General features: G+C 70.1%; 20 protein-coding genes and 1 pseudogene. 9 read left to right on the top strand and 12 right to left on the bottom strand.

The window, feature by feature from the left end; genetic code table 11:
- Positions 1-24: 24 nt before the first annotated feature.
- Positions 25-2,619, bottom strand: coding sequence for an MXAN_6230/SCO0854 family RING domain-containing protein (locus tag QFZ82_RS09300; RefSeq protein WP_307712702.1), 2,595 nt, complete (start codon positions 2,617-2,619; stop codon positions 25-27).
- A gap of 257 nt (positions 2,620-2,876) precedes the next feature.
- Here QFZ82_RS09300 and QFZ82_RS09305 point away from each other — a divergent pair, with 257 nt between their 5' ends.
- Positions 2,877-3,989, top strand: coding sequence for an NADAR family protein (locus QFZ82_RS09305; RefSeq protein WP_307712703.1), 1,113 nt, complete (start codon positions 2,877-2,879; stop codon positions 3,987-3,989).
- Positions 3,990-4,017: 28 nt separating this feature from the next.
- Here the strand turns inward: QFZ82_RS09305 and QFZ82_RS09310 are convergent, their stop codons facing one another.
- The gene (locus QFZ82_RS09310; RefSeq protein WP_307712704.1) at positions 4,018-5,343 is read right to left on the bottom strand and encodes a penicillin-binding transpeptidase domain-containing protein; all 1,326 of its coding nucleotides are present in this window, start codon (positions 5,341-5,343) and stop codon (positions 4,018-4,020) included.
- A 1,174-nt stretch (positions 5,344-6,517) separates the two neighbouring features.
- Between QFZ82_RS09310 and QFZ82_RS09315 the strand changes: the two genes are divergently transcribed.
- The 6 genes from QFZ82_RS09315 (at position 6,518) to QFZ82_RS09340 (ending at position 11,499) form a co-directional block, all read left to right on the top strand.
- On the top strand, positions 6,518-6,865 hold the full coding sequence (locus tag QFZ82_RS09315; RefSeq protein WP_307712705.1) for a hypothetical protein: 348 nt from the start codon (positions 6,518-6,520) through the stop codon (positions 6,863-6,865).
- Between the two features lie 58 nt (positions 6,866-6,923).
- Entirely contained in the window at positions 6,924-7,397 is a 474-nt protein-coding gene (locus tag QFZ82_RS09320) for a hypothetical protein (RefSeq protein WP_307712706.1), read from the top strand.
- A 597-nt stretch (positions 7,398-7,994) separates the two neighbouring features.
- Positions 7,995-8,480 carry a hypothetical protein gene (locus QFZ82_RS09325; RefSeq protein WP_307717670.1) on the top strand — a complete coding sequence of 162 codons (486 nt, stop codon included), beginning with the start codon at positions 7,995-7,997 and terminating at the stop codon, positions 8,478-8,480.
- Positions 8,481-8,494: 14 nt separating this feature from the next.
- Positions 8,495-9,994, top strand: coding sequence for a hypothetical protein (locus QFZ82_RS09330; protein ID WP_307712707.1), 1,500 nt, complete (start codon positions 8,495-8,497; stop codon positions 9,992-9,994).
- A gap of 11 nt (positions 9,995-10,005) precedes the next feature.
- Complete coding sequence (locus tag QFZ82_RS09335) at positions 10,006-10,623, top strand: hypothetical protein (RefSeq protein ID WP_307712708.1); 618 nt, start codon at positions 10,006-10,008, stop codon at positions 10,621-10,623.
- Between the two features lie 471 nt (positions 10,624-11,094).
- Positions 11,095-11,499, top strand: a complete 405-nt coding sequence (locus QFZ82_RS09340; protein ID WP_307712709.1) for a restriction endonuclease fold toxin-2 domain-containing protein — start codon at positions 11,095-11,097, stop codon at positions 11,497-11,499.
- Positions 11,500-11,572: 73 nt separating this feature from the next.
- Here QFZ82_RS09340 and QFZ82_RS39715 read toward each other — a convergent pair.
- Together QFZ82_RS39715 and QFZ82_RS09345 are read right to left on the bottom strand one after the other, a co-directional pair.
- Positions 11,573-11,860 (bottom strand): annotated as a pseudogene (locus QFZ82_RS39715) (penicillin-binding transpeptidase domain-containing protein); the annotation flags it as partial.
- A 22-nt stretch (positions 11,861-11,882) separates the two neighbouring features.
- A complete protein-coding gene (locus tag QFZ82_RS09345) occupies positions 11,883-12,251 on the bottom strand; it encodes a penicillin-binding transpeptidase domain-containing protein (RefSeq protein WP_307712710.1) in 369 nt (122 codons plus the stop codon).
- Positions 12,252-12,547: 296 nt separating this feature from the next.
- Here QFZ82_RS09345 and QFZ82_RS09350 point away from each other — a divergent pair, with 296 nt between their 5' ends.
- Entirely contained in the window at positions 12,548-13,054 is a 507-nt protein-coding gene (locus tag QFZ82_RS09350) for a hypothetical protein (protein ID WP_307712711.1), read from the top strand.
- A gap of 70 nt (positions 13,055-13,124) precedes the next feature.
- Here the strand turns inward: QFZ82_RS09350 and QFZ82_RS09355 are convergent, their stop codons facing one another.
- From QFZ82_RS09355 to QFZ82_RS09370, 4 genes are all read right to left on the bottom strand, one after another.
- A complete protein-coding gene (locus tag QFZ82_RS09355) occupies positions 13,125-13,484 on the bottom strand; it encodes a hypothetical protein (protein ID WP_307712712.1) in 360 nt (119 codons plus the stop codon).
- Positions 13,484-14,035, bottom strand: coding sequence for a DUF6232 family protein (locus tag QFZ82_RS09360; protein ID WP_307712713.1), 552 nt, complete (start codon positions 14,033-14,035; stop codon positions 13,484-13,486). Before QFZ82_RS09360 ends, QFZ82_RS09355 begins: the two co-directional genes overlap by 1 nt.
- 280 nt (positions 14,036-14,315) lie before the next feature.
- Positions 14,316-15,182, bottom strand: a complete 867-nt coding sequence (locus QFZ82_RS09365; RefSeq protein ID WP_307712714.1) for a PhzF family phenazine biosynthesis protein — start codon at positions 15,180-15,182, stop codon at positions 14,316-14,318.
- A 136-nt stretch (positions 15,183-15,318) separates the two neighbouring features.
- Positions 15,319-16,272, bottom strand: coding sequence for a fibronectin type III domain-containing protein (locus QFZ82_RS09370; RefSeq protein ID WP_373429259.1), 954 nt, complete (start codon positions 16,270-16,272; stop codon positions 15,319-15,321).
- Between the two features lie 275 nt (positions 16,273-16,547).
- Between QFZ82_RS09370 and QFZ82_RS09375 the strand changes: the two genes are divergently transcribed.
- Complete coding sequence (locus QFZ82_RS09375; protein WP_307712715.1) at positions 16,548-17,381, top strand: CAP domain-containing protein; 834 nt, start codon at positions 16,548-16,550, stop codon at positions 17,379-17,381.
- Between the two features lie 120 nt (positions 17,382-17,501).
- Here QFZ82_RS09375 and QFZ82_RS09380 read toward each other — a convergent pair whose 3' ends face one another.
- The 4 genes from QFZ82_RS09380 to QFZ82_RS09395 form a co-directional block, all read right to left on the bottom strand.
- The gene (locus tag QFZ82_RS09380) at positions 17,502-17,927 is read right to left on the bottom strand and encodes a carboxypeptidase-like regulatory domain-containing protein (protein WP_307712716.1); all 426 of its coding nucleotides are present in this window, start codon (positions 17,925-17,927) and stop codon (positions 17,502-17,504) included.
- 161 nt (positions 17,928-18,088) lie between these two features.
- A complete protein-coding gene (locus tag QFZ82_RS09385; RefSeq protein ID WP_307712717.1) occupies positions 18,089-19,621 on the bottom strand; it encodes a hypothetical protein in 1,533 nt (510 codons plus the stop codon).
- Positions 19,622-19,955: 334 nt separating this feature from the next.
- Complete coding sequence (locus QFZ82_RS09390; RefSeq protein ID WP_307712718.1) at positions 19,956-21,254, bottom strand: HAMP domain-containing sensor histidine kinase; 1,299 nt, start codon at positions 21,252-21,254, stop codon at positions 19,956-19,958.
- Positions 21,251-21,940, bottom strand: coding sequence for a response regulator transcription factor (locus tag QFZ82_RS09395; RefSeq protein WP_307712719.1), 690 nt, complete (start codon positions 21,938-21,940; stop codon positions 21,251-21,253). Before QFZ82_RS09395 ends, QFZ82_RS09390 begins: the two co-directional genes overlap by 4 nt.
- Positions 21,941-21,982 lie beyond the last annotated feature (42 nt).

Consider the following 21,982-nt stretch of genomic DNA (forward strand, 5'->3'; position numbering starts at 1 on the left):
CACAGCACCGGGGGCGGTGGCGTGTCAGCGCGGCGCGAGGGCCGTGACGACGTCCGAGGCGGCGATCAGGCGCACGCGCGTCGCGTCCTGCGCGTACGGGTACACGGCGAACACCTCCCCGCCGTCGGCCACGTCGACGTCGCCGCGCAGCAGGAAGGCCAGCCGGGGCCGTGCCGACGGCTCGGCCGCGTCCCTCTCCGGTGAGCCGATGCGGGCCGCGAAGGCGGCCACGTCCTCGCCGTCCCGCCGCGCGTACACGCTCCGCGAACCGTCCGTGTGGCGCAGGACGACGGTGGCGGCCCGCGCCGCGGCCTGCCACACCGCGAGCTCCCCCATGCCGACGCGGGCGCCGGACGCGAACAGCTCCGTGAGCCGGTGGGAGAGGGTGGCCAGCGCGTGCGCGTGCCGCCACACCGCGTGCTGCGTGCCCGTGACGCCCTTGACCACGTCGAGCCAGCGCATGGTGCGCGCCTGCACGTCGACGATCAGCGGCACGCAGGCGCGGCTGCTGCCGGTGAGGTCGAAGCGCTGCTCCACCGCACGCGCGTCCAAAACGGGGCCCTCGTTCCCGGGCGCGTCCCGCACCATGAGCCCGGCGAAGGCGTCCGCCAGGTCGCCGAAGGGGACGTTGTTGTACGAGTAGACGACCGCGACGACGTACCGCACTCCGGCCTCGGCGAGCCGCTCCAGGTCGAGGTCCACGAACTCGGACGCGCCGAGCGGGGGCGGGGCGTCCTGGAGGTCGCCCGAGTGCACGGCCGCCGTGCCCTCGTACCGCAGCCTGGTGTAGTCGCACTCGCCGATGTGCCGCCAGTCCGCGGCGAACATGGCCGCCGACAGGTCGAGGTCGGTGCGGCCTGATGCGGGACTCTCCATCCAGTGCAGGAACAGGCGCAATGTGGTGCCGTCCGGGACGGCGAGTTCGCTGCCGCGCGGAAGGGTCACCAGGGCCCGCGACGCGGTCCGTTCGGTGAACGGCGCGACGACGCCGTCCAGCGCCGCGTCCACGACCGCGACCTCCACGGGCGCCGCTTCCCCGGCGCGGCGCAGCATCTCCGCCGTCAGCACGCCGGCGACCGACCGCACGAGCTCGGTGGAAAGCGGCGGCCTGCCGTCGTCGGTCACATGGGCCCGCGCTGCCGCGCCCTTGGGGAAGAACACCCGTACCGTGCGCTCGCGCGTACGGGTGCGGATCGCACCGAGCGCGGAGAGCACCACGGCCGGCGCCACGCGCCCGACCACCCGCTCCAGCGCGGCGACGACGGCGCGGCCCTCGTCCCCGTCACCGGCGAGGCGCAGCAGGTGGTCGAGGCGGCGGACGAGCTCGCCCGGCCGCCGGCCGAGCAGGGTGAGCGCACGGCCGAGGTCGCGGTCCGCGAGAGCGGCCTCGACCTGGCCGCCCCAGGTGCGCACGGTCACGGACGGGCCGGTGACGTCGATGCCGTCGACGCCGACGGCGGCCTTGCGCAGGGCGAGGGACAGGGCGTCGTCGCCGAGCGCCGTGCCGCGCAGCGCGGCGAAGGCGACTGCCGCGCGGGGGTACCGGTCCGTGTGCTCGAAGGGGTGGAGCAGTTCCGCGGCGTGGATCCAGGCACGCCGGTACCGCCGCATGTCCTGGGCCGCCTGCGCCGGGTCGAGAGCGTCCAGGGCCGACAGCAGGGCGCGGCGCAGGGGACGAGGTACGCGGGCGAAGCGCGGCATCCGTACGAGCCCCGCGTCGCCGCCGGAACGGACCGCGAGCACCCGCAGCACGTCGGTGGCGGTGTCGATCAGACCGGTGGCGAACGGCAGGGTGGCCGGCAGGTCCGCGGGGTCGGCGAGCAGCCAGGCGACGAGACGGGCCTTGGTCTCGCGGCCCGGCACCGTGGCGGGCAGCCGGTCGAGTCCGTCGCGGGTCCGGGCGGCCAGCAGGGCGTCCAGGTCGTCGGCGTCCTGCGGGGTCAGGGCGCCGGTCCGGGCGAGCAGCGTGTCCAGTTCCCGGGCGGCGTCGCGCTGACGGTCGCTCAGATCCCCGCCGTACGCGAGCAGTCGCAGCCGGTGGGGCCGCGCGGGGCGGCGGGAGAAGATCCGGCGCGGGCGCTGGGGGCGCAGGAACGGATCGGCGGGGTCGATACGCCGCTCGCACACCGGGCAGGCAGAGAAGTCGGCGCCGTCGAAGCAGGTGCCGCACACGAGGTGGGCGCAGGGCGCGACGGGCACGACCGAGTCCACCGTGCCGCACAGCACGCACGGCTGCTCGGGCCGCTGGAACAGCACCGTGAGGACGCGGTCGACGTAGTGCGCGTACGTGTCGCGCGGCGTGCTGTCCGGGAAGCCGCGCAGCAGGGGCTCGTGCTGCCGGTCGGCGCCGGTCTCCCGGTCGATGTCCTGGAGCAGCGCCCGGCCCGTCGCCCCGAGGGCCCGGGCGTCGAGCGCCGCGAACGCGGCGCGCAGCGGGGCGGCCACGAGATACCCGCGCTCGACGAGATCGGCCTCGAGCAGCGCGGTGCCCACGTGCCCGGCGGGCTCGGATACGTCCCCGCCCTCCGGCAGGTAGACGGCCCCGCGCCGCGCGAGGAGCACGGCGGCGAGGCTGCGCGGAGTGGTGGTGGCACGGCTGGTGGCGGTGGTGCCGGACACGTCTGGTTCTCCCCCTCCCGGATGACCGGGTGCTGCGCGGGGCGGGAAGTGGGCACGCTGTTTCGTCAAAGGAAGTTGATGAAGGAAGCACACCCGGGAGCCGCCCCGCGCGTCACGAAGGTAACAGGGGGCCGAGGTACTGATCATCCGGTTTTCCGGCCGGTCATCCGTCTCTCCGGCCGGTCCTCTGCCCGCGCTTCCGTGCCGGGGACTCACCCCGTGCCCCTGTGCCGGCGAGGAACCTGCACAATGGCGCGATGATCGGCAGACGGGTCACCCATCGCATGGCGGACGGCGTCCGCGTCCCCGGTACGTGGCGCCATGCTTTCATCCGCAACGGCGACTACTTCCTCACCGACCTGTTCATCTACGCGGACGGGCTCGTCGACTGCTGGGGCCTGGTCACCCTCGACGAGTTCGAGCAGAAGCTCCGCAGCGGCTGGGTCGCCACCGAACTCCCCGAAGGCGCCCGGGCGTCGGGCCACGACCTGGCGGGCTGGACGTGCCACGAGCCGCACACCTGGCTCACCCCGGAGGTGATGCTCGCCGAGGTCCGGGACACGATCGACCAGCTCAACGGCCGCCCCGACTCGACGGACCGGTGCCTGGCGGCCGTCGACGCGTTCCTCGCCGACCGGACCGAGGAGAGGCGCGCCGACGTCCGGGCCGCGTACGACGCCATCCCGGTCACCCAGCGGCGCTACGCCCTCGGCGACATGGACCGCAGAGACGAACCGCTCAAGGTCCTCGTTGCGGGACCGGGCGGGCGCACGGACGAGTGGCCGGACGACCCGGTGACCCAGGAGGAGTACGACGACGCGATCGCCTTCCTCGAGGACCGGGCCCGCTGGATCACCGAACGGTCCTCCCGCGTCCCAGCGGACGGCCCGGCGACGCCGCACGCCCCGGGCATCCACGTCCCCCACACGTACCCGCTGAAGCCCTCGGACGCGCAGAACAAGAAGTCGCTGCGGACCGACTTCCCGGCGCCGGTCGACATCGACGGCGTCACGTATCCCTCGGCGGCGCACGCGTACTGGGCACTGTCCACGGCGGATCCCGCTGCCCGCACCGCGATCACGAATGCCGACACCGCGGCCGCGGCGGCCCGGCTCGCCGCCGAAGCCCCGCAGCGCGACGGCTGGGAGCACACCCGCACCGCGGTCATGCACCGCCTGCTGCGCGCCAAGTACGCCCAGCACCCCGACCTCGCCGACTTCCTGCTGTCGACCGCCGACGCGACTCTCGTCTACGCCGACGCGGACTCGGCCTTCTGGGGCGACAACGCGGGCCGCGGCCGCAACTGGCTGGGGCGCCTGCTGGAACTGGTGCGGTCGGAACTGCACGCCCGGCGGGCGGACTTGGGGTAACGCGGTCGGGGTAGTCGATTCGGCTGCTTCAGGACACGGACGCCCTGATCCGATCGGCCACAGCGACCGCCGGTCGGACATCGCCCTTCGCGCTGCCGGGATCTTCCACCCGAACAGCGATCGCGATCACCCGGCCCTTCTTGTCCCCGACATACGACAGGCACCATGAGGTCGGCTCGGCATCGTACGTCCGGTCGGGCTGGACCCAGCCGGTGATGCGGCCGGCACCGGCAGAGGTCTCGAGCGCAGACCGCAGTTGGTCGGCGGTCCTACGGCTGATGACCTGGCGCCGTGGCACAGGACTGCGCCGTGGCCCCACCACAGTTCCGTCGCTGAGGACGATTCGGTCGACCATCGTGGGGGCCGTCCGTCGGCCGCCGTTGGCGATGGCCGCCATGACCTCCGCCATCCTGAGGGGTGTGGCACGCACCTCACCCCATCCGATGCCGGAAAGAGCCACTTGGTAGTCCCTGCCACCCTCCGTGGGGAAGGTGCTCGTTGCTTCCAACAGGGGCGTGTACAGGGCCTCGTCGTTGAAGCCGAAGTTCTCGGCCGTCCGGGCGAGGGTGTCTTGCCCCAGTTCTACGGCCATGGCGGCGAAGACGTTGTCGCACGCGTGCCGCAGAGCGGTCCTGATCGAGGCATCGGCGCACGAGGCCGCGTCGGACGCGAGTTCGGTCGTCGTCTCGGGCAGTGTGTACGGCAGGGGCGCACGTGTCGGATCGTCGACCGATCCGTAGAGCCCCTCCTCGAGCGCGGCCGCCGCAACGACGAGGTAGAAGGTGTGGCGTGGCGGTACAGCGTCACGCACCGCCCTGTTGAGCATCGGCTTGTCGCTGTCGTCCTGCAGTTCCTTCCACGCCTTCTCGTCCGAAGGCGCATTGCCGCTGAAGCGCGAGGGATCGTACGACGGTGTGCTGACCAGCGCCAGGATCCGGCCGGTGTCCGAATCAACAGCCACCGCGGCGCCCCTTCTGCTGCCCAGGGCCCGGGCCGCGGACTCTTGGGCTTCAGGCCTGATCGTGGTCACCACATGGCCGGAGCCGCCGCCGGCTCTGACACCCGCGGACAGTTCGTCGTGGTAGATCGCTTCAAGGCCCGTCCGGCCGTAAGCCATCGACCGATATCCGGTCACGGCGGCGTACAGCGAACCAGCCTCGTAAGTCCGCCGGTAGGGGACCTTGGGGTGTCCCGACGGCTCCGCCCCGGTGACCGGTCGGCCCGCGACGATGATGTCTCCCAATCCTTCGACGGGGCGAGGCACGTCCTGCGTAGCGCCGGGCGGCGTCTCCTTGCCCTTGGCACCGCTCCCGCCGTCGGAGTCCGCCCCCGCGGTGCAGCCCAGAGCAAGCACGGGAAGAAGTGCGTACAACGTCGCTAAGCCCGCTGTGCGTCGACTGATCGGCCTCATGGTGATCACCTTATCGAGCCGCGTACCCCCTCCTGCGGGGTCGGAGGAGGTCGCCGTCGAAGGGGGCACTTGCACAAGGGGACTTCGGCACCTGGTCACGGGACAGTCCAGGGCCGGAGCCGGCAGGACGGGACTGGACTGGACCGCCGGCTGCGGCACGCGCCGCTCCTGCTCGTAGCTCGCGATCGTCGACGCCGAGTAGCCCGTCATCGCGCCGAACGCCCCCCGTCGTGCTCCGCCCACTCCCGGAACCGCTTCAACTGCCGTCCGAACACATGCAGGATGCCCGACCCCGGGCCTCACCCGTCACCACGCGCACCCCCTTCCCCGCTCCCCTGTCCGTACTCGTACCCGTCCCCGACGCCGAGCCCCTGCTCGTCCTCAATGGTCATCCGCACCACCACCTCCCGCGTGCAACGCCGTCAGCCGTCTCCCCGTCACGCCTCACCCCGCGTACAGCCACCCGGCCCCCGCGTACACACCCGCCTCGTACCGCCTCGCACCCCACCAACCCCCCGCCCGATCAAAAGTACGCACCCAACACCCCAGTTCGCCCCGTGAAGCCCCCAAACCACCCCATCGCGCGACACCAACCCGCACCCGGCGCTCATGCGCCCGCGGCCTGCTCGTAGCCGACTTGCAACTGCTGTCCTCCAACGTGGAATCACTTACTACTAGCCGTCAGATCCACTGGTACCGACGGGCGTTTGCCGCCTCGACACCTGGCTCGCAGGCGCAAAATCGGTCATGACCCTCACGGAACGATGTGGCACCCTGAAGGGGTGTGCACTTGTGTTCGCACTCAGCACAAGCGCCAGGTCACGGGGGACGAGAGCGATGTCATTCGCAGCGGAATGGGCCGGCCTCAAGGAGGCGGCGCTCGCGCGGCAGCAGGCAGCTACACAGATGCAACTCAACCAAGCGCCGTCAGGAGGTGACCACCCCAGCGGCGCCGGTGCTCACGGCGACGGCTACTCCGTCAATGCCGCATCTCTCGACGGAAGTTCCCACCTGCTCATGGCGATCGCCGGTCTCCTCCACGAGGGCCGCATGGACGGCGAGAACGCGACCCAGGCCCGCGTCCCCCGCAGCTGGACCAGGCAAAGGAGGCCCTGCGGTGAGCAACGCCACGAGGCCGGAAGTGCCGGCGCGCGGGGCCGGCCCCGCGCCCGCCGGCCGGATCGGTACTGCCGTGTGTGCCACGTTGCTCGTGGCAGTGCATCTGGTCACGGCGTACCTGCTGCTTCTCGCGTACGCAGCCGAGCCGGCGGGGCCGTGGGACACGGAGACTGTCTCCCACTCCGAGTTCGCTGCCGGCACCGCCCTGGGCCTGACCGTCGTCGCCGCTCTGCTGACACTGCCGTTCGTCAAGGCACGGTGGTTGCGGCGGTGGTGGTTCGCCGTCCCAGCGATGTTTGCTCTCGCAGCCGTCCTACGGCTGACGCTTCTGGCACCGCAAGCCTGAGGGCACGCCGCTGACGGGGGCTCCCGGGTCGGGACGCGCTGCGTACCCTGAATCAGCCGTGAACCAGAGGAACACAGTGGCCACCGAGCGCAATATCCGCACCAACATCGGCTTCTACCCCCCTCAGGAGGACAGTGGCGCCTGGCGCTCCACCCTGCCGTCGCTGGAGCATGCTCTCCGGCAGTCGTTCCCCGACCCTGTCATCGAGCATCAGATCTCTCCACTACACGGCGAGCAGGTACTCGAGTTCGAGATCACGCTGGCTCCCGACGTGTGGATCACCGGCACCTCATCCATGGAAGGTCCCGACTACGCCTACGTCACCCTCGTCGATGTCACCGCCGACGAGGCAGCCGTCTTCGCCACGTGGCTGCGTGACTCGTTCGTGCCGGCACCGGATCTCGTCCGATTCGTCAGCAGCCTCGCCATGGCCAACGGCGAGGAAAGCCCGTGGATCCTTCCGGCCACGGGTGGCAGCGAAGAGGTCGTGGCGGAGATCCGACGGCACATCGACACCTTCGACACCTTCTGACCTCCCGGCCCCGTCATCAGAACGTCGGATCCTCACTGTTTCCACCACGGTCGCCACGATTGCGGCGACCACTCTCACGGGCGTCGCCTTCGGCGCCATCGAGGCAATCACGATCGATGTGACCGTCGCCCAGCCGCTCAGGATGGCAACTGCAGTGGACGACATGGGGAAGCGGCGAACATGGGAGCTGCTGCAGAGCGAGGAATCCAAGGTACCTGTGCCGCCCAGGGTTCCCAGGGACCACGAGCTCATCTCGGGGGACCCGGTCTACTTCGGTAAGCGCACCACCACGATCGGCTATGACGAGCGCACCCTCGGGAACTCACAACGCGTGGCACGCGAATCGGGGAAGCACGACGTGATCGTCCATGGCACCAATCAAGGCGTCTTCCTTCCAGGCCGAATGAACGTCCACGTGGCAGATCTCGGCGGTCAGTCACGCCTTCTCCGTGAGACGCATACACTGCACCGCCTCGGCCCGCGAATGCACTTTCGGACAACTTTGCCGGCGTGACCACCCTCAACACGAAAACGGTGAGCTTCGCCCAACGTCACATCTAGCATGGCAAGTTGATGCAGATGGGCACGGGGGAAGCAATGATTTTCAACGACGAATGGGCACAGCTGAAGTCCGACGCGCACGAGCGGCAGTCTGCGCAGATGCGACTCAACACAGTCGGCGCCCACGCCGGTGGAACAGGGGCGGAGGGCAACGCCGACCTCGTGGTCCACCAGGATGACCTTGGCCTGGTCGGCAACGAGGCGTTCCGGATTCACGGTGAACTGCAGAAGAAGGCCGACATCACCGGCGCGGGCATGGGGAAGGACGGGTCCGGCTCGACGGCTCAGGCGGCAGCCGAGCTGCAGGCCCGGAACCTCGCTGCAGGCGGCGAGCTCCTCAGCACACTTGAGATCTGGAGTTCTAAGGTCAAGACAGTGCTCCAGATGTACGCCCACATATCGAACCACCTCGACTTCTCGAAGAGGTTGCACGCCAACGACGAGGCCGAGATAGCCGCTTCACTCAGGCATCGCGACGGCTCCGCGGTCTCGGTGTCCGACATCTCGAAGTACGTCAAGTAACGGGGAGCAGGGACATGGGCGTGTTCACCTACACCGACCTCATCGAGGTGAACCTCGGGAAGCTGGGCGAGGCCGCCGATCATTGGAAAGCCATGGCCGACGGGCTCGAGAAGTTGCGGTCCGACGTCTACAGCGGTCTTGTACAGCTCTCCGACAGGGCCAAATGGGCCGGGTTGAACGCAGGAGTCACCAAGGACTTCGTCCGCAAAGCGGCGAAGGAGGTCTGGGATCTCCACCTGGAGGCCACGAGCATCTGGAGCGTACTGGAGGACGGACACGGCGAACTGACCCGCATCCAGCGACGTGCCAAGGAGCTTGCTACCGAAGCCCGCAGAGGGAATCCGGACAGGGCGGATCCGGACCCTGGCCTGTTGGTGATCGACGGCGGCAATGGGACGGTAAAGGTGATGGAGGCCTTCTGCGATGCAAAGGGGACCTCGCAGCGCACCAAGGACATGATGCAGTGGTACGCCGACACCCTCACCGGATTGGTCTCACATGCAGCGGAGATCGATGCTGCCATCGCGCGGGCGCTGAAGAGGAGCCATGGCGGCGACCCGTACAACGCAGGTCACGCGACGTACACATCTCTCGACGAGGACCAGCTGCCGCGCGCTGTCAAGCTTGCTTCTCTGGGCGACGACGCGAACAAGGCCCAGCGCGCCGAGCTGCAGCGGCTTTGGCAGTCGCTCAGCCCGCAGGCACGGGCGGAATTGTGGAACGGGCACAAGGACAATCTTCTGGCCGCCGGCGTGTTTTCCCCGACTGTCAAACAGGTCTCCCCGGATCAAGGGTCGGGCCCGCACGGGTCGGAGAAGGCCGGCCCGGCGGAACGCAGGACGCGGGAGAAGATGAATCTGATCTCGGAGGGCGCCGACTGGGTCGGCATGAGCGATGCCTCACGTCACATGGCGCACTATCTGGGCAACACGGGGAACGACATGGATCTCCCCGTCGACAAGATGATGGACGACGACGAGGGGTTCCGGAACTACGTCGAGGACGGCATCAGGGAGCAGCAGGACGGCTGGCGTGAACGGGCGTTGGAGGAGTTCAGGAGGAACGGAGGCCAGCCGGTCGCGATCCCTGTGGAGACCGAGAACCGTCGCGACTACAGCTTCCAGGAGGACGTCAACGAGAACTGGTACTACGCGGTCGGCTCGACAAGGTCGAACGTGACCGGGGTGGTCACCGTGGTTCCCGACGCGAACGGCCAACCTCAGGTAGGCCTCGATTACCAGGTCAACGCCTGGGACCGCTACAACTGGGACAAGAACAAGGGCGTGACGATCGACTTTCCAGGGGGGTACACCATGGGTATCCCGGACGGGGAGATGGCACGTCTGCACACCGTCGGTATCGCGCAGGAGTTCGACATGGCGGGCAGTAGCTCGGTCAAGCACTACGACCTGGGCAGCGCTGCCCCCAATGAAGACCCGCTGCCGAAGCCTGATGAGCCAGGGCGGGAAGGCGGGCGTACGGACCCGGGGCGCGAGCAGCAGGAAGGCCGGTGAACCGCCCCCGGATGAGCATGTCCACCAACGGGTCCTCCGGCAGGACGTCTGCGCGCAACCGCGTGCTGATCGTAGGCACAGTCCTTCTCGCGGTTGTGGGAATTGTCGTGGGCGGCATCACCCTCATTGCCGACCGGACATCGTCGAAACAGGCGGAGAAGGAGAGCGCCTGCTGCTGGCGGCACGGTGTGACGCCTGACTGGATGAGTGAAGAAATCGGCATCCGTATCCCCAAGAGGGCATCAGACCTCAGAGCCGGCTACAAGACCGGAAGCCGCTACGACACAGGGCTGCTGGTCTTCACCCTTCCCACCCGGGACGCGGACGAGTACACGTCACGGCTCATCCGGGAAGGCACCAGGATGATCCGGAACTTCCACCCGGAGACACAGGACTACCGGTCGGCGGACGGCTTCGCCCACCTCAGGCTGCAGGAGCCGGAGACGCTCGTAGAGGGGCTGCGGAAGATCAGCATCTGCCCCGACGACCTGGAAACGCCAGAAGGCAGGTATCTCCGGCGCTGCATCGACCTCTTCGCGCACGAATTCAAGCCGGGCGACACTCGGATCTACATCAAGTCCACGGTCGAGCCGGGCGCGAGCCCGGCCGCTTCGACGGCCCGCGGCTGAGCACGGGTACTCGTCACCCCGGCCGCCCTCGGCATACACGGGGACGTCGCCGGGTCTTGGCGCCAGGCCGACTCCCCGATGCAGCGGTTCCTGGAAGACGCGCAAACCTACTCCGGCACTGCCGGCAAGGCTCACACCGGTGAGGCCGCCGACGCCTTCCGCGCGTACGTCAAACACTTCGCCGGTCTCACGTGCCCGCCGGCCAAGGCGGAGGCGGACGAGCCCCTGGTGACCAATCTGATCGCTGCTGTTCGCAGCTTGCCAAGGCATGCGACCGGTACGCGGATCACGTCGAGGCGGCGAAGGAGAAGATCCGGCATCACCAGAACGACCTGTTCAGGACCTGGGTAACGTGGCACACGCGCTGGACTCGTCAGCGGAGCGTGTCAGACTGCCACAGCCCGAGGGGCCGACGGCTCCCGGCCTCCCCGGGTTCCGTTCCTGCCGCCGCCCATCCGAATGCCCATACCCGTGCCGATCAGACTGGCCTCCTTCACAGGTGGGCCCCCGGCGCTGCTGCCCGCCGTCAATCCCGTCGACCCAGGCATACCCGTCGCCGACCCGATTCCGCCCGCGCCCGGTACCAGCCGTCTGCTCACCGCCTCGGAACAGCAGCAGTTCCGTGCCTGGGCGAGTCCTCTCACACCGGGCGGACTGGCCGGCGGTGGCGGTCCGCACAGCCCGGACAACGCGTACCAACTGCGCATCGCGGGCTACCCCGAACGTGAGGTCCCGCTGGCAGGCCGTAAACGCGGCCTGATGGTCGACGGCGTACGTCCGGCCGACGGTCACCTTGTCGAGGCGAAGCACGTCCGGGACCGGACTGCAAGAAGAAGAGCTTCCGGTCCCTCGACAGAGTCGAAGAGGACGCCCTGATCCGATCGGCCACAGCGACCGCCGGTCGGACATCGCCCTTCGCGCTGCCGGGATCTTCCACCCGAACAGCGATCGCGATCATCCGGCCCTTCTTGTCCCCGGCATACGACAGGCACCATGAGGTCGGCTCGGCATCGTACGTCCGGTCGGGCTGGACCCAGCCGGTGATGCGGCCGGCACCGGCAGAGGTCTCGAGCGCAGACCGCAGTTGGTCGGCGGTCCTACGGCTGATGACCTGGCGCCGTGGCACAGGACTGCGCCGTGGCCCCACCACAGTTCCGTCGCTGAGGACGATTCGGTCGACCATCGTGGGGGCCGTCCGTCGGCCGCCGTTGGCGATGGCCGCCATGACCTCCGCCATCCTGAGGGGTGTGGCACGCACCTCACCCCATCCGATGCCGGAAAGAGCCACTTGGTAGTCCCTGCCACCCTCCGTGGGGAAGGTGCTCTCTTATGAGCATCGGCTTGTCGCTGTCGTCCTGCAGTTTCTTCCACGTCTTCTCGCCCGAAGGCGCATTGCCGCTGAAGCGCGAGGGATCGTACGACGGCGTGCTGACCAGCGCCAGGATCCGGCCGGTGTCCGAATCAACAGCCACCGCGGCGCCCCTTCTGCTGCCCAGGCCCCGGGCCGCGGACTCTTGGGCTTCAGGCCTGATCGTGGTCACCACATGGCCAGAGCCGCCGCCGGCTCTGACACCCGCGGACAGTTCGTCGTGGTAGATCGCTTCAAAGCCCGCCTGGCCGTAAGCCATCGACCGGCATCGTGCCTGAGCTCAAATCGCTGCACAGAATGGTGAATTGGCCCATGGGGGGAAGCGGTGGTCTTCAAACGGCATCGTCCGGCTCTCGCCATGCTGCACTGGGACGTCGCCGTCGAGGGGGGACCCACCCAAGGTGACGTCGGTCGCCTGGTCACGGGACAGTCCAGGGCCGGAGCCGGCAGGACGGGACAGGACTGGACCGCACAACAGGCTGGGAATACTCACCTGGACGACGACGCCGACTTCTCGGCTCGCGGATCCGCAGGTCCTCTGAGAGGTGACTTGCCATGGCTTCTTCTCCCCTGCCCGGCTCCATCGTCCTGACCCAGATAGGCGGCCTGTCCGGAAAGTTGGTGTGGCTGCTCCAGGCCCTCAACGGAGACCTGAGCCGCTGGACGCATGTGGCGGTCGCCCTGGACGACGGCACCGTCTTCGAGGCCCAGCCAGGTGGGGCTGTCATCAGCCCCTGGTCGAAGTACGAGCACCGACAGCATGCCGTCGTCCCCTGGGAGCTGCGGAGCGACCAGCGGGACGCCGTCGTCGCCGAGGCCCGGAGCCGGGTCGGCACCGGCTACAACTGGACGACGTACTTCTACCTGGCGGCCTACCGCCTCCGGCTGCCACTGGCGACCCGCTTCCTGCGCTCGCGCGTGGCGCGTTCGGACAAGATGATCTGCTCACAGGCGGCCGACGACATCTACCGCACCTGCGGCATCCACCTGTTCGACGACGGGCGGCTTCCCTTCGACGTGACGCCGGGAGACCTCGCACGCCTGCTCGACGGCCGCAGATGACCACGGGACAGGGCCGCCGGGCAGAGGACGGATCCACCCGACGGCCTCGGTGCCGGTGAAGCGGCGCTCTCTACTTGGCGCCCAGCAGCTCCATCAGGCTGTTGGCCGCGTCGAGGACCGGCTGTCCGATCGCGCCGACCGTCGCGGCGATGCCGGCGATGGCCAGGAGGGCGCGATTGCGGATCTGCGGCTGCGCCGTGGCATCGGCCGTGACGTCCGGGAGGGAGTCGTCGAGGACCTGGGCGCTCGCGGGCGGGAGCTTGTCGCGGAGCTCCTCGACCAGCCGGAGGAGCTCCTCGACGGCCGCCTGGACAGCGGGAGACACGGGCGGGGCGGCTGCGGCAGCCCCTTGGTTCTTGACGATGCCGGTGTTGCCGCTGCCGCCGTGCATGTTGACGTTGTCGCCGAAGAAATAGCTGTCGCCGCTCATCAGTTGGCCACCCCCACGTTTCCTGTACCGCCGTACATATTGACGTTGTCCCCGAAGTAGTAGTTCCTCGGGCTGATCGTGATGGTGTCCACCCTCACCTGGAACTCGGTGTCGGGATGCTCGATCGCGTACGCGATGCGCCCGACGAGGTGGTTCAGGTGCTGCGGGTCTCTGCTGGTGACCACGGCGGTGGACGGGCCGGACGTCTCCACGGCCAGTACGTAGTGGGACGGCGCCGCCAGAACGGAGATCATCTCGACCAGGGAGTAGATCAGCGCGGCCAAGGTGCCGAGCCAGACGAACGTGACGATTCCGCCGCCCGCTTCCCGGCTCGCGAAGGCGGCCATGCCGCCGAGGATCGTGAGGGCGATCGCCACGGCGAGTGTGATGCCCAGGTTCTTCAGGAAGCGCAGGACCGCTTCCTTGCGTTTGGGGTGGAGAGTGAAGGTGTACACCCGCGCGATGTTCTGCAGGGGATAGGCGGCACCGCCCACCCACAGCAGCCGTTTGGTGACCCGTAGATCGATGCCGCCGACAAACTGTGGTGGCACGGGAGGTAAGGGCGGTGTGGCTTGCGGCGAGTGCTGCGCGGGGACGTGCGGCACGCCGGGGGGCGGTGCAGAGGGCGGTGCCCCCTGAGTGGCCTCCTGCGTGGCATGCCGCGGTACGCCCTCCGGCTCGCCGGTCGACTCCGTCGTCTGCATCGGTTGTCTGTCCCCTGAGGTCCGGGCGATGTGCCTGATCACTGAGTGATGACCATTAACCACGCAGCGCGTTGTGGAGGCAAGCCGGATTTCCCCGCCAAGTGTGCGGCTGTTGTGGAGAGTTGACTCACCCGATCCGCGTGCCCGTCCCCGTCACCCGTACCCGCCTGTCCCCCGCGCGCAGCTCCACCGTCAGGACGCCGGGGCGGCCCATGTCCTCGCCCTGGTGGAGCGTGAGCACCGACGCTTCGGGGACAAGGCCCAGTTCCCGCACGTACGCGCCGAACGCGCCTGCCGCCGCGCCCGTCGCGGGGTCCTCGACCACGCCGCCCACAGGGAACGGGTCGCGTACGTGGAAGACGCGATCCGACTCCCGCCACACCAGCTGCACCGTGGTCAGGTCGAGGCGGCGCATCAGGGCTTCGAGGCGGTCGAAGTCGTAGGCCAGGTCGGCCAGTCGTGCACGGGTCGAGGCGGCGAGCACGAGGTGGCGGGCGCCGGCGAAGGCGATGCGGGGCGGGATCGCCGGGTCCAGGTCGGCGGCGGGCCAGCGCAGGGCGGCCAGCGCCTCGGTCAGGTCCGCGTCGGCGATCCCTTCGCTGTGCGGCTCGACCGTGGTGAGCGTGGCCCGGAGCGTCCCGCCCTCCTCGCTCACCGTCACCGGCACGGTCCCCGCCCGCGTCGCGAACACCAGGTCCCCGGGCCCGATGCGCTCGCCCAGCGCGACGGCGGTGGCGACGGTGGCGTGCCCGCAGAAGGGCACCTCGGCCCTGGGGCTGAAGTACCGGATGGTGAACGCCCGCCCGTGCTCCCCGCCGAGCCCCTGCGGCGGCGCCGTCAGGAACGCGGACTCGCTGTACCCGACCTCGGCGGCGATCGCGAGCATGGCGGCGTCGTCGAGCCCTGCCGCGTCGAGGACGACCCCTGCGGGGTTGCCTCCGGCCGGGTCGTCGGAGAAGGCGGTGTAGCGCAGGACTTCGTGCGTCGTGGTCATGATCGGCGGAACGAGGGGCCGGAGAGGTTTGTTCCCGGCCGGGAGCCCGCGCCCCGGCCTCGCCCGGCGCCCGGCCCGCGGTCGCGGTCGCGGACGGCGTCGAGTTCGCCGATCGCCCCGGCTGCGCAGAGGCCCCCTACTCCACCACCACCGTCCGCTGTGCCGAGAAGTCCCCCCACCTGCCGTCCGGCAGCTTCGCGCGGAGTTTGATGCTGTAGCGGGTGCCCGGGGGGTCCGTGATCGTCATCGTGTACGTGGCTGTTCCCGCCGGTGGCTCCGCCCCCCAGACGATCGTCGTCGCCGGGCGGCCGTTCAGGTACAGCCGGTGCTCGCGCACCGGGGCGCCCGTGCGCGGGGGCGTCCAGGACAGGTCGATCGCTCCCTTGCGGGCCGTGGCCCTCAGGGACGTCGGGGCCGTGGACGGGGTCTTGTCGCCCGGGGCCGGTGCGGTGGTGAGGTCGACCGGGGCGCTGTCGGGGGACGAGTTCTCGGCGGCGTCGCGGGCGCGGACCGTGAACGTGTAGACCGTGCCCGGGCGCAGGCCCGTCACGCGGGCCGTCGTACGGGTGCCCTGCACACTGTGGACGCGGGAGTCCTCCTGATAGATGTCGTACGACGTGACGCCCGTGTCGTCCGTCGAGGGGGCCCAGGTCAGGGTCACGGCCCGGCTGCCGTCCACCGTGCCGCGCATGCTGCCCGGGGGCGTGGGCGCGCCGCGGTCGTCGGGGGCCGCTGCCGGGGTCGTCACCGAGACCGCCGTGCTCGGGCCGGAGAGGTTCCCGGCCGCGTCGCGGGCGCGGACAGTGAAGCGGTACGCGGTCCGGGGGCTCAGGCGGTCGACGTCGACCATGTGCTTGGTGGCGGGCAGCGTCCTGACCCGGGTGCCCTTCTCGTAGACCTCGTATCCGGTCACCTCCTCGTTGTCCGAGGAGGTCTCCCACATGACGTGGACGGTGGTGGCGCTGCTCGCCTGGGCGGTGACCCCGGCGGGGGTGGTGGGGCGTTCGGTGTCCTCGGGGTCGCCGGCGCACGCGGCGAGCGGCAGGGCGGCGAGGCAGGCCAACGCGGCCATGGTGGGGGGACGTCGCACGGTCGGGCCTCCGCGGGCGGCAGACTGACGAGCATTGGTCCAGACCTGTATGGCACACCTCCCGGCCGCCTTCAAGCCTTGCGGCGGGACGTACCTTGCCTCAGCCTCAAGGCTTTCTTATGGCTTCTTGAAGATGCGCGTCCGGCGCACCATCCGGAGCCGGTCCCCCCTACGCTCTCGTGCAACCCCCCACGAATCCCGGTGGGCGCGGTCGCGCCTGCCGGGATCTTTCGTTGGACCGACCATCCTTCGAACCGTCACCGAGGTGCCTTCGCATGGGTTCCCACAGAGCCGCCCGCAAGCCGTCCCGTTCCCACGCCCGGCCCAAGGGCGCACCACGGGCGCGGGGCATCGTTCTGACCCTCGGCGCGATCACGGTCGCGGCAGGCGCAGGTGTCACCGCCTTCTCGGGCGGGGACCAGGGCAGGCAGGCGGACCGGGTGACGGCTGGCGGCGCCGACACCGCGAGCGGCTCGGCCGACGAGGTCGCGGGTGGCGTCGCCACCCCTCTCGCGTCTCCCTCGGCGACCGGCAGCGCGAGCCCGTCCCCTTCGCACAGCCCGGTTCCCGCCAAGCCGGCGAAGTCCGAGAAGAGCGCGAGCCCCAGCGCATCGCCCGAGCGGTCGGCGGCGGCCGAGCGCGCGGCGAGCAGGGACAGGAGCACGCCGACGAACACGCCCGCCACCACGGCCGGGACGAGTCGGGCGGCCGGTGACAGCGCGCCGAGCGGCCCCGAGGCGCAGGTCCTCGCGCTCGTCAACAAGGAGCGGGCCGCCGCCGGTTGCGGACCGGTCACCGCCAACGACCGGCTGACGCGGGCCGCGGACGACTACAGCGACGTCATGGCCGACTCCGGCGTGATGTCCCACACCGGGCCCGACGGCTCCACCATGACCAGCCGCGTCGAGGCGGCCGGGTACGCCTGGTCCACGCTCGGCGAGAACATAGCCCAGGGGCAGCCCGACGCCGCGTCCGTCATGGACGCGTGGATGAACAGCCCGGGCCACCGCGCCAACATCCTCAACTGCTCCTTCGAGGAGCTGGGCGTCGGCGTCCACGTCGGCGACGGCGGCCCGTGGTGGACGCAGAACTTCGGCGCGAGCCGGTAGACGGCAGGGGCGGCCCCGGCCGGGCGTACTGCCGCGCTTGCTCCCCGGGGTGTTCGCAAGGGACGCCCGGCGGCCAGTGAGCCGCCCGGCAATGACCGGATCCCACGGCGTCCCGCGCCGTCAGCGCAGGCCCGTGTCGCACCTGACCGTCACGTCCGCGTACATGCCGGGACGGACGGTGACGTCGACAGCCTTGCAGAATTCCGTTCCAGGTACTTCGGCCGTCACGGTGTACTCGTCGGGGCGCACAGAGACCCGGAAGCGGCCGTCCGGCCCCGCGCGCGCCGTCGCGGCAACGTCATCCGTGGTGCGGTCGCGTACGTGCACGCTCGCCTTGGTCGGTTCCCCCCGGCACTCGTCCTCGCGCTGCTCCGGGGCTCCCTCGACGGGGCACACGGGCCACAGGACGACGACACCTGCCACTCCCGACGCGGCGTCCCTCGGCCCGGTGCCGGGCCCCTGGTGCGGCGAGTCCGCGCAGGAGGCGAGTGCCGCCGGCGCCATCAGCGATGCGGTGGCGGCCACGGTCAGGACACGGGAACGCACCGTGCTCCTCCTCAAGCCCGAACCGTCCGTGCGACAGCTCGCAAGCCGTTGTACACCTCCACTGTAGGAGGGCATGCGCCACACACCATGCGGGCGAAAACAAGGGCGGAGGGGCGACGCAGCGCCCCTCCCGCCTCAACGGTGGTCCGGTCTCTTGTCGCCTAGCAGTAACCGAGACGTCCGATCCTCGAACCCCACATGGACGTGCTCACGTGCCGCTCGTTCACGAGCCAGGCACGCTGGCCGACCGCACAGCCGCTGACGGCCACCGGGTCGATGGTGACCGCCGAGTAGTCGCCCCAGCGCTCGACGGGGGCCGACGACGGATTGTAGGGGCCGGTCGCCACCGCGAAGGTCACGCCCCCAGTGACGGTCGTGGAATCGGTCGCGAACCGTCCGCTGCCCTTGACCGCGGCGTGGTGGAGGCCGGAGCCCACCGCGTCGGTCGACGACCAGGTGAAGAACATGCGTCCGATGGGATTGGCCGCGGTGCCGCCGACCGGGGAGCCGACCACCGCGGGGTTGAAGTCGTCCGAGTCACCGGATTCGAAGACGAACCCGGACGCGGTCAGGGCGTTGGTGCCGGTGTTGATCTGGTACCACTTCGGCGTCGGGCGCGAACCGGCCGCGATGGTATGGATGTTGAGGAGCTGGTTGCCGATCTGGGTGCTGGCGTTCTGGAAACGGGCGTCCGACGAGTCCAGCCGGTCGGCGAATCCGGGCTGGCGCGCGTCCGGAGGTGCGGAGAACGCCGGCACCGGCACGTTCACCGGCGCGGCGATGCTCGCGTTGCTTCGGCCAAGGCCCGTGGCCCGGAACAGCCTCAGGGCCCCGGAGGGGCTGCCCGTCAGGAGGAAGGCGTTGGCGTTGTTGTCCTCCACGATGGGAGGCGCCACCGAACCCACCGCTCCGAGGTTGAAGTACTGGAACGTGGTGGCGCGCCCGTTGTAGATGTCCGCCTTGGCGAGGCCCAGCACACGCGTGCGGAGGTAGGCGGTGAGGGACGAGTTGAAGACGTTGCCCGTGATGATCAGGGCGTCCTGGTCCATGCCCAGCTGCGGGAAGTCGAAGAAGTCGGTGCCCTCCGGGAGGTCGAACCGGTAGCGGAAGTAGGAGCCGGTCGGGTCGGACGTCGTGGACACGGCGATGAAGAGGTTCTGAACCGAGGGGTTGGTCGGCTCGGGGAGCGCCTCGGCGACGATGACCCATCGGTTCCACTTCTTGTCGTACACGACCCGTGGATCGAAGATCATCGTCGTCGTGTAGCTGAAGAAGCTGGCGAACGACACGTTCAGCACGTTGGCGCCGTTGGCCTTGTTGAAGACGCCGATGCCCCTGCCGTTGGTGATCTCCACGAAGTGGTTCAGGCCGACGGCGCCGTGCGTGTCCGGTGGGCGGACGCCGGTGCTGCCCTGGTTCAGGCCCTCGAAGCCGAACTGGCCCGCGGGCGGCGCCAGGGGAGCGGAAGACCGTGAGCCACCGACGCTCGGACGCTTCTGCGGAGGAAGCTCTCGGGCCGTGGCACGCCGCTCTTCTGTGTCGGTGGAGAGCGGCGCAGGGGGCTGTCGTCGGTCCTCGGACTCGAGGTTTCCCCTGGGCGTCACGGCCTTCGCCGGGGGCAGCCGGATGTGGTCGGTCGCCACCACGGCGTCCCCGTGGTCCTGTGCCATGGCGCTCGGAGACGTTTCGGGCATGCCGAAGCCCAGCGTGAGTGCTGCCAGCACAAGTGGCAGGACTCGACGAACGCTTCGTCTGGTCGTCAAGATGACCCTCTTTTCCTGATGCACAGCCACAAGGCCGATGTCGGAAATCCCGGGCCATCATGAAGAGGACGTGCAGCCGGTCGACGTACTGAAAGGCCGGGACACGCCGAACATCACCTGCTTGCCGCGCCCAACGGGAAACGGCCTCGCGGGACGCCCCGCTCCGCCGCCCACAAGCTCGCGCAGCTGCTCGACCGGCAGATCGCGGCGCTGACCGCGGGCGGCTGCCCCCGAGCCGGTGGGCGCGAGCCGGTGGGCCCGCTCCTCAGGCACGCGCCAGCGCGAACGACACCCGCACCCGCGCCCCGCCCATCGGGGCGCGGGTGATGTGCAGTTCGCCGTCGGCCGTGTGCGCCGCGCGGGCCACGATGTCCAGGCCCAGGCCGGTGGAGCCGCCGACGCTCACGCCCCGGGTGAGCGCGGCCTCCGGGTCCTCGACTCCGGGGCCCGCGTCGTCCACGGTCAGCAGCACGTGCCGGTCAGTGCGCTCCACCCGTACGGCGAAGGCCGTGCCCTGCGGAGTGTGCCGGAACACGTTGCCGATGAGGGCGTCGACGACGGCGGCGAGGTCGTCCTCCGGGAAGAGCACGGGCGTCGGCCGCGGGGTGAAGAAACGTTCGCAGAGACGGTCCTGCTGCGTGGCGAGGACGGACCAGAAGTCCAGTCGCAGCGCGACCACCTCGGTCACCTCGCACGGCCGCCCCGGTGCTCCGTGGGAGGCGGTTGTGGCGGCGAGCGGGGTGCGGGCCGCGGCGATGATCGAGTCCAGTTCGCTCTCCAGCCGGCCGACGGCCTCGGTGATCCGCCGCGCCCCCGGCGTACCGCTCATGAGGTCCGCCTCCAGGTAGAGCGCGGTCAGCGGGGTGCGCAGCCGGTGCGAGAGGTCGGCGACCATCTCCCGTTCGACGGCGAGCAGTTCGACGACGCGGTCGGCCATGGTGTTGAACGCGACGCCGGCCTCCTGGAGTTCGGGCGGGCCGTCCGGTTCCACGCGTACGTCCAGGTCCCCGGAACCCAGGGCGAGCGAGGCGCTCTTGAGGCCGCGCGAGGAGCGGACGACCCGGGCGCCGAGGCGGTCGGCGACCAGCACCGATCCGCCCACCAGCCCGAGTGCGAGCAAGGACATGACGCCCCACGACGCCCCTACGCCACGGGAGAGGTCCGCGGCCGGCACGTACGCCTCGACGACCGCGACCCGGCCGCCGGGCAGGACGACGGGCTGGAGGTAGACCCAGCCCTCGGGGATGTCCATGGCCAGGGTCTCGCGCTTGCGTACGGCGCGCTCCAGCGCCTCCTTCGGTGCGTGCGGGCTGCCGACGAACTCTCCGCCGGGGAGACGCACGGCGAGTTGGTCGCGCAGGTCCAGCTCCGCCACGGCCTGCTGTACGTCGGACCGCCTGGTGGTCAGCGCGAGGACGGGGGACAGCGCGCCCGCGCGCTGTTCGGCGGCGGTGGTGACGCGGTCCCTGGCCTGTTCGCGTACGAGGAGGGCGAGCGGGATGAGGAAGGACAGCGCGACCATGGAGGTCACGGCGAGGGCGATGCCCGCGAGTGCTCGTCTCACGGCGAGGCGACCAGTTTGATGCCGATACCGCGCACGGTGTGCAGATAGCGCGGTTCGGAGGCCCTTTCGCCCAGTTTCCTGCGCAGTGCGGAGAGATGGACGTCCACCGTCTGGTCCTCCAGGTACGGCTGTTGCCACACCTCGGCGAGGATGCGCCGGCGGGACATGACCTGGTCCGCGTGGGCGGCGAGGTAGGCGAGCAGGTCGAACTCCCGCCGGGTCAGGTTCAGCTCGCGGCCAGCGAGGTGCGCGGTGCGGGCGAGCGGGTCGATCCTGAGGTCCGCCACCTGCACGACCGGCTGCTGGTCGCGTTCCTGCGCGGGCGGTGCGGAACGCCGCAGCACGGCGGCTATGCGGGCGGCGAGCTGGCCGCCGGAGAAGGGCTTGACCATGTAGTCGTCCGCTCCGGCGTTGAGGAGCCTGATGACCTCCGTGTCGTCGTCGCGCGCGGTGGCGACGAGGACGGGTACGCGCGATATGCCCCGGATCATGCGCAGGACGTCGAGACCGTCCAGATCGGGCAGTCCGAGGTCGAGCACGACGATGTCGGGCAGGGCCTGGGTGACTTCGCGCAGCGCCTCGAATCCCTGGTGGGCGGTGCGGACGGCGTACCCGTGCCCGGTGAGCACCTCGATCAGGGCGGCACGGATCACGGGGTCGTCCTCGACGACAAGTACGCAGGCCATGGGCAGGCACGTTAGCCGGTCCGTCACTATGGTGTCGTGTCC

It is taken from the genome of Streptomyces sp. V4I23 (genome assembly GCF_030817975.1).
Classification (GTDB): domain Bacteria; phylum Actinomycetota; class Actinomycetes; order Streptomycetales; family Streptomycetaceae; genus Streptomyces.